At 69.2% G+C, this 6,668-nt stretch carries 6 protein-coding genes; 3 read left to right on the top strand and 3 right to left on the bottom strand.

Annotated features, from left to right (window positions below; all coding sequences use genetic code 11):
* Positions 1 to 89 precede the first annotated feature (89 nt).
* Together ACIA8D_RS39885 and ACIA8D_RS39880 are read right to left on the bottom strand one after the other, a co-directional pair.
* Entirely contained in the window at positions 90 to 1,067 is a 978-nt protein-coding gene (locus ACIA8D_RS39885) for a LuxR C-terminal-related transcriptional regulator (RefSeq protein ID WP_399240087.1), read from the bottom strand.
* Positions 1,064 to 2,035, bottom strand: coding sequence for a helix-turn-helix transcriptional regulator (locus ACIA8D_RS39880; RefSeq protein WP_399240085.1), 972 nt, complete (start codon positions 2,033 to 2,035; stop codon positions 1,064 to 1,066). The genes ACIA8D_RS39885 and ACIA8D_RS39880 overlap by 4 nt, the downstream gene beginning before the upstream one ends.
* Positions 2,036 to 2,205: 170 nt before the next feature.
* Between ACIA8D_RS39880 and ACIA8D_RS39875 the strand changes: the two genes are divergently transcribed.
* Complete coding sequence (locus tag ACIA8D_RS39875) at positions 2,206 to 2,409, top strand: hypothetical protein (protein WP_399240083.1); 204 nt, start codon at positions 2,206 to 2,208, stop codon at positions 2,407 to 2,409.
* Positions 2,406 to 2,750 carry a hypothetical protein gene (locus ACIA8D_RS39870; protein ID WP_399240081.1) on the top strand — a complete coding sequence of 115 codons (345 nt, stop codon included), beginning with the start codon at positions 2,406 to 2,408 and terminating at the stop codon, positions 2,748 to 2,750. The genes ACIA8D_RS39875 and ACIA8D_RS39870 overlap by 4 nt, the downstream gene beginning before the upstream one ends.
* Positions 2,751 to 2,842: 92 nt before the next feature.
* On the opposite strand, the gene ACIA8D_RS39865 is transcribed toward ACIA8D_RS39870, so the two are convergent.
* Positions 2,843 to 3,265 (bottom strand): pyridoxamine 5'-phosphate oxidase family protein, encoded by a 423-nt coding sequence (locus ACIA8D_RS39865; RefSeq protein WP_399240079.1) that lies wholly within the window; start codon positions 3,263 to 3,265, stop codon positions 2,843 to 2,845.
* Positions 3,266 to 3,421: 156 nt separating this feature from the next.
* On the opposite strand from ACIA8D_RS39865, the gene clpB reads away from it, so the two are divergent.
* Positions 3,422 to 6,019, top strand: a complete 2,598-nt coding sequence (clpB, locus tag ACIA8D_RS39860) for an ATP-dependent chaperone ClpB (RefSeq protein WP_399240077.1) — start codon at positions 3,422 to 3,424, stop codon at positions 6,017 to 6,019.
* Positions 6,020 to 6,668 lie beyond the last annotated feature (649 nt).

Genomic DNA, 6,668 nt, shown 5'->3' with positions numbered 1-6,668 from the left:
ACGACGCTCCGCGTCGCCTCCCTCCTCCGCCTTGCGATCGCACGCACCAGGCCCCGCTCCCTGATCCGGCCTGATCCAAACGACAAGCCCTAGTCGGCATCCTCCAGGATGCCCGACCGGCCGATCAGATAGCCCAGCTGCGCCCTGCTCTCGCTGCCCAGCGTCGCCGCGAGCTTCGCGATGTGCACGCGGACCGTGCGGATGTTCATGCCGAGCCGCTCCGCGATCACCGCGTCCGTATGGCCCTCGATGAGCAGCGTCGCGATGGTGCGCTGCCGCGTCGTGACGCCGTCCGAGGCCGGCTCCTCGACCGCCGTCTGCGGGAACATCGGCGTGGCCAGCCGCCACAGACGCTCGAACGTGGTCGCCAGATAGGAGATCAGCGCCGGATGCCGCAGCTCCAGGGCCACCGTGCGGTCCTGGTTCGCGGGGATGAAGGCGACGGTGCGGTCCAGCATGATGAGGCGCTCGGTCACCTCGTCGAGGGTGCGGACCTGCACGTCACCGGCCAGCTGCTCGAAGTGGGCGAGCACGGCCTGCGAGTGGCGTGACGTGTGCTGGTAGAGCGTGCGCATCCGACAGCCACGGGCCAGCAGTTGCTGCTCCTTGGGCAGGGCCGAGGCGAGCAGGGGGGCCGGGCGGTGGCCGCCCGGCTGGATGGTGAGCAGCTCGGTCGACGAGGTGGACATGGCCTCGCCGATCGCGTCGTTGATGCGCTGGAAGCCGAGCAGGACCGTGATCATGGGGGCGTCCGGGACGGCCGCCCGCTCCGCGTCCAGGGCCATCAGCGGGGCGAAGGTCTCGGCCAGTTTCGCCTCCTGGCTGCGGCGCAGGGCGATGTTCTCCTCGACGGCCCGCAGCAGCCGGGGCAGCGCGATCGCGGGCGGGACCGGTCGCAGCCACCCGGGGTCCCCGGTGTCCGGGCGGAGAAGCGCGTGCGCTTCGAGGCAGGGAACCGGCTCGGAGTCCGCGCGCGGTACGCGGCCTTCGCGCAGGGCGCGGGTGTAGAGCCGCATGCCTGCCTCGCACACCTCGCCGACGTCGTGCGAATGAGCCCTGAGGGTCATGACTCGCTCCCTCTGCTCGGTGCGGGGGCGCCTGTTTCGAGCATTCCGGACTGCGCGATGAGATAGCCGAGTTGGGCCCGGCTTCCGCTGCCGAGGGCGGCGGCGAGTTTGGCTATGTGGGCACGACAGGTGCGTACGTTCATACCGAGCCGGCGGGCTATCGCCTCGTCGACATGGCCTTCGACGAGGAGTTTGGCTATGGAGCGTTGGACGCCCGTGATGCCGTCGGTCGGTGGCCCGTAGGGGGTTTCGTCGAGCAGCGGGACCGCGCGCTGCCAGAGCTGCTCGAAGACATTGGCCAGATATTCGACCAGACCCGGGTGGCGCAACTCCAGGGCGGCCTGCCGGTCTTCGCGCGCGGGAATGAACGCGACCGACCGGTCGAAGATGATCAGCCGCTCGATGAGCTCCTCGAGCGTGCGTATGTCGACGTTTCCCTGGGCCAGGGCCTCCGCGTAGGCGAGGGTGCCGTGACTGTGCCGCGCCGTGTGCTGGTAGAGCGTGCGCATCGTGATGCCGCGATCGGTGATCTCCCTGCCCATCTCCAGGGCCTTGGTGAGCGTGTGCTCGTCCCGGCCCCCTCCGGGCTGGACGGTGAGCATCTCGGATTTGCACTCGGCGAGGGCCGCTTCGATGGCGGTGTTGATCCGCTCCTTGCCCTCGAGCACCGTGATGGAGTGGGTGGTCGGTTGTCGCTGGGCACTGATGGCCAGGAATGGCTCGAAGACATCGGTGAGTTCGATCGCGAGAGCCCTTCTTTCCTGTATCTCGCGTTCGAGCGGATGCAGTCGTTGCGAGAGCGCCGCTGTCGGCGGAACCGGCCGGAGCCAGGCGGAGTCGTCAGGATCGGGATGCAGGAGAGCGAAGTCCAGCAGGCAGGGGGCCGAGGAGATTTCGCTGCGCGCGATGCGTCCTGAGCGCAGGGCTGTCGCGTACAAGTGCCTCCCGGCGTCGCATAGCTCGGTCATGGCGTGTGGATGTGCCTGATTTGAGCCGGTATTGGGCATAGCTCCACCCCCCAGGGTCCTGAACGTGCAGGAACATGATGCATCGACCCTGTGGTGTTTGCGTGGCCGAATGAGCCATCGTCATGGAGTGCCGGGGGAGAGAATCCATGGAAGTGAGGACGAGACCCGCTATGCGTAAGGGAATACTTCGCGCCGTTGTTGCCGGCGCTTTTTCCGCCGGGCTGGTCCTCGGCGCGATCGGCCCGATGGACGCCATCTGGAACTCCGCGCCCGCGGCTCAGGCGGACGCGATCTGGAACGTGGCGCCCACGACCGTCCAGGCACTTCCCGCCGATGCGATCTGGAACTCCGCGCCCACGGACGCAGGCGCATGATCACTCCGCCCGACGACCGGTCGTTACGCCGGGAGATGGCGATCGCCTACCGCTCCGGTTGGCACACCATCGACCTCGTGACCGCGATTCCGAGCGACGGTGACTCCCTCATGGTCACCCTCTTCGGAGAGCCCATCATCGTGGTCCGCGAGGGCGACGACATCAGGGCCTACCGGTGTCTGCGCCGACCGCGCGGAGCCCCACAGCCGGTACGTACGGTCGTCCGATACGGAATGATCTTCGTCAACCTCGACCAGCGGGACCATCAACTGGTCGGCGAGGCGGGACCCGAGCCCTCCCAGTCCCACCCCAGCACCACAGCCACCCCCCGCAGTGCCTGACGCGATGCCCCCGTCGTTGTAGATCGCGCAGGTGCTTCCCCCCTGCAGCGGCGTCACCGTGCACCTGACACGGTGGCGCCGCTGCGGTCGTTCTACGCCCCGTCCCGGTCGGTCTTCGGGAGATTCGCCGTCGCCCGGTCCACCGCGATCTCGATGACCACCCGGTCCGGGTTCGGCCGCGGCGACTTGTAGCGCTCGGCGTACCGGCGCTCCGCGTCCGCGACCTCCGCCGGCTCCGTGCGCACCGTCGCCGCGCCCTCCAGCGTCGCCCACCACCGGCCGTCGACCTGGCACACCGCGACCCGCCCCGAGCCCTCGACGACGTGCGCCGCCTTCCTGGTGCCCTTGCCCGTGATCACCCGGGCGACCCGCGCCTCGGCGTCGTACGTCACCCCGACCGGCACCACGTGCGGCGTGTCGTTCGCGCGCAGTGTCGTCAGCGTGCACAGGTGCCGCTCCCGCCAGAAGTCGAGAAACGCGGAACCGGGGGCGTCGAGGTCGATGCGCTTGGCCATGAGCGGGAACCTATCCCAGGGAACGGGGAACCCGTCCCGCAGGCCCGGGGCGCTGTCGCGACCCACCTTGAGTGGAATAGACTCAACTTTGTACACGTTGGACGAGTCAGGGTTTTCGTAGGGGACACCCAGCCACAGACGGAGGAGAACAGGCACGTGGACGCCGAGCTGACGAACCGGAGCCGCGACGCGATCAACGCGGCAAGCAGCCGGGCCGTGTCCGGGGGCAACCCGGATCTGACCCCGGTGCACCTCCTCCTGGCCCTGCTCGAGGGCCAGGACAACGAGAACATCACCGACCTCCTCGCCGCGGTCGACGCCGACCAGGCACAGGTACGGGCCGGCGCCGAGCGGGCCCTGGCCGCCCAGCCCAGCGTGACCGGCTCCACCGTCGCGCCGCCCCAGCCCAACCGCGAACTGCTCGCCGTCATCGCCGACGCGTCCGAGCGCGCCAAGGAGCTCGGCGACGACTACCTCTCCACGGAACACCTGCTCATCGGCATCGCGGCCAAGGGCGGCGCCGCCGCCGACGTGCTCACACAGAACGGGGCCGGCGCGAAGAAGCTGGCCGAGGCATTCACAGACAACAGGGGAGGGCGCCGGGTGACCACACCCGACCCCGAAGGGTCCTACAAGGCGCTGGAGAAGTTCGGCACGGACTTCACGGCCGCCGCCCGCGAGGGCAAGCTCGACCCGGTCATCGGCCGCGACCAGGAGATCCGCCGCGTCGTCCAGGTCCTGTCCCGGCGCACCAAGAACAACCCGGTGCTCATCGGCGAACCCGGCGTCGGCAAGACCGCCGTCGTCGAGGGCCTCGCCCAGCGCATCGTCAAGGGCGACGTACCCGAGTCCCTCAAGGACAAGCGGCTCGTCTCGCTCGACCTCGGCGCGATGGTCGCCGGCGCCAAGTACCGCGGCGAGTTCGAGGAACGCCTCAAGACCGTCCTCTCCGAGATCAAGGAGAGCGACGGCCAGATCATCACCTTCATCGACGAGCTGCACACCGTCGTCGGCGCGGGCGCCGGCGGCGACTCCGCCATGGACGCGGGCAACATGCTCAAGCCGATGCTCGCCCGCGGCGAACTGCGCATGGTCGGTGCCACGACCCTCGACGAGTACCGCGAGCGCATCGAGAAGGACCCGGCCCTGGAACGCCGCTTCCAGCAGGTCCTGGTGGCGGAGCCGAGCGTCGAGGACTCCATCGCGATCCTCCGCGGCCTGAAGGGCCGCTACGAGGCACACCACAAGGTGCAGATCAACGACAGCGCCCTCGTCGCCGCCTCCACCCTCTCCGACCGCTACATCACCTCCCGCTTCCTCCCCGACAAGGCCATCGACCTCGTCGACGAGGCGGCCTCGCGCCTGCGCATGGAGATCGACTCCTCGCCCGTCGAGATCGACGAACTCCAGCGCTCGGTCGACCGGTTGAAGATGGAGGAGATGGCCCTCGCCAAGGAGACCGACCCGGCCTCCCGCGACCGCCTCGACAAGCTCCGCCGCGACCTCGCCGACAAGGAGGAGGAACTGCGCGGACTCACCGCACGCTGGGAGAAGGAGAAGCAGTCCCTCAACCGCGTCGGTGAACTGAAGGAGAAGCTCGACGAACTGCGCGGCCAGGCCGAACGGGCCCAGCGCGACGGCGACTTCGACACCGCGAGCAAGCTCCTCTACGGCGAGATCCCCACCCTCGAAAGGGACCTGGAGGAAGCCTCCGAGGCCGAGGAGGAAGCATCCAAGGACACCATGGTCAAGGAGGAGGTCGGCCCCGACGACATCGCCGACGTCGTCGCCTCCTGGACCGGCATCCCGGCAGGACGCCTCCTCGAAGGGGAAACCCAGAAGCTCCTGCGCATGGAGGACGAACTCGGCAAGCGCCTCATCGGCCAGACCGAAGCGGTCCGCGCGGTCTCCGACGCGGTCCGCCGCACCCGCGCGGGCATCGCCGACCCCGACCGCCCCACGGGCTCCTTCCTCTTCCTGGGCCCGACAGGCGTGGGCAAGACGGAACTCGCGAAGGCCCTGGCCGACTTCCTGTTCGACGACGAGCGGGCCATGATCCGCATCGACATGTCGGAGTACAGCGAGAAGCACAGCGTCGCCCGCCTGGTCGGCGCGCCTCCCGGCTACGTCGGCTACGAGGAGGGCGGCCAGCTCACCGAGTCGGTCCGCCGCCGCCCGTACTCGGTGGTGCTGCTGGACGAGGTCGAAAAGGCCCACCCCGAGGTCTTCGACATCCTCCTCCAGGTCCTCGACGACGGCCGCCTCACCGACGGCCAGGGCCGCACGGTCGACTTCCGCAACACGATCCTGGTCCTGACGTCGAACCTGGGCAGCCAGTACCTGGTCGAGCCCCTCACCTCGGCGGAGGAGAAGAAGCAACAGGTCCTCGAAGTGGTCCGCGCCTCCTTCAAGCCCGAGTTCCTCAACCGCCTCGACGACCTGGTCGTCTTCTCGGCCCTGGACAAGGCCGAGCTGCAACGCATCGCCGACCTCCAGCTGGGCCGCCTCGCGAAGCGCCTCGCCGACCGCCGCCTCACCCTCGACATCACCGACGAGGCTCTGGCCTGGCTCGCCGACGAGGGCAACGACCCGGCCTACGGCGCCCGCCCCCTGCGCCGCCTGATCCAGACCGCCATCGGCGACCGCCTCGCCAAGGAGATCCTCTCCGGCGAGGTCAAGGACGGCGACACGGTCCGCGTCGACGCGTTCGGCGACGGTCTGATCGTGGGCCCGGCCACCGGGAAGACGCTGTAGCTCCGAGCGATCCCTTCGCGCAGTTCCCGCTCTTTGACAGCGGGAACTGCGCGAAGTCGTGTGCAGGTGCCTTCGTCGCCCGTACGGGCGAAAGGCGTGATGTTCGACTCCACGTCGGTGGCCACGAGAAGGACGTCCGGGACGCCGCTCGCTGGAGTCGTCCGCTGCTTCTGCGCCGCGCCCCTGCAGGTACGGGTGCAGCGCAACAAGTTGAAGGGCGGCGGCACATCCAGCCTCGCGTACTACAACTGCAGGACCACGGCGGACGGTCCGCGCTGCAAACTGCCGGCGTCCTGGCAGGTGGGAGCGTTGCACGAGCACGTGGAGGCGGACTTCCTGAACCGTCTGGGCGACCGGGACATCATGGAACGCACCCTGGTGCCGGGCCGGGACCGTTCGGCGACGATCACGGAACTGCGGAAGGCGGTCGACAATCTGGCCGCCGCTGTCGCGACCGCGGAGAACCCGGCGGCCGTCGCGGCGCTGACGCGGAAGCTGGACGAGACATCGCGCGCCCTGACCGTTCTGGAGCAGGAGCCGGTGATCAGGCCACGGTGGGTCGAGGAGTGCCTGCGGCGAGACCTACGGGCAGCGCTGGCACAGGCTGGAGAGCTGGACGAGCCGAGCCGAACTGCTCAGGGAAGCCGGA

Origin of the sequence: Streptomyces sp. NPDC051684 (assembly GCF_044453445.1) — a bacterium.
Taxonomy (GTDB): domain Bacteria; phylum Actinomycetota; class Actinomycetes; order Streptomycetales; family Streptomycetaceae; genus Streptomyces.
The sequence above is the reverse complement of the archived record's forward strand: the minus strand, read 5'-3'. Positions and strand labels throughout refer to the sequence as shown.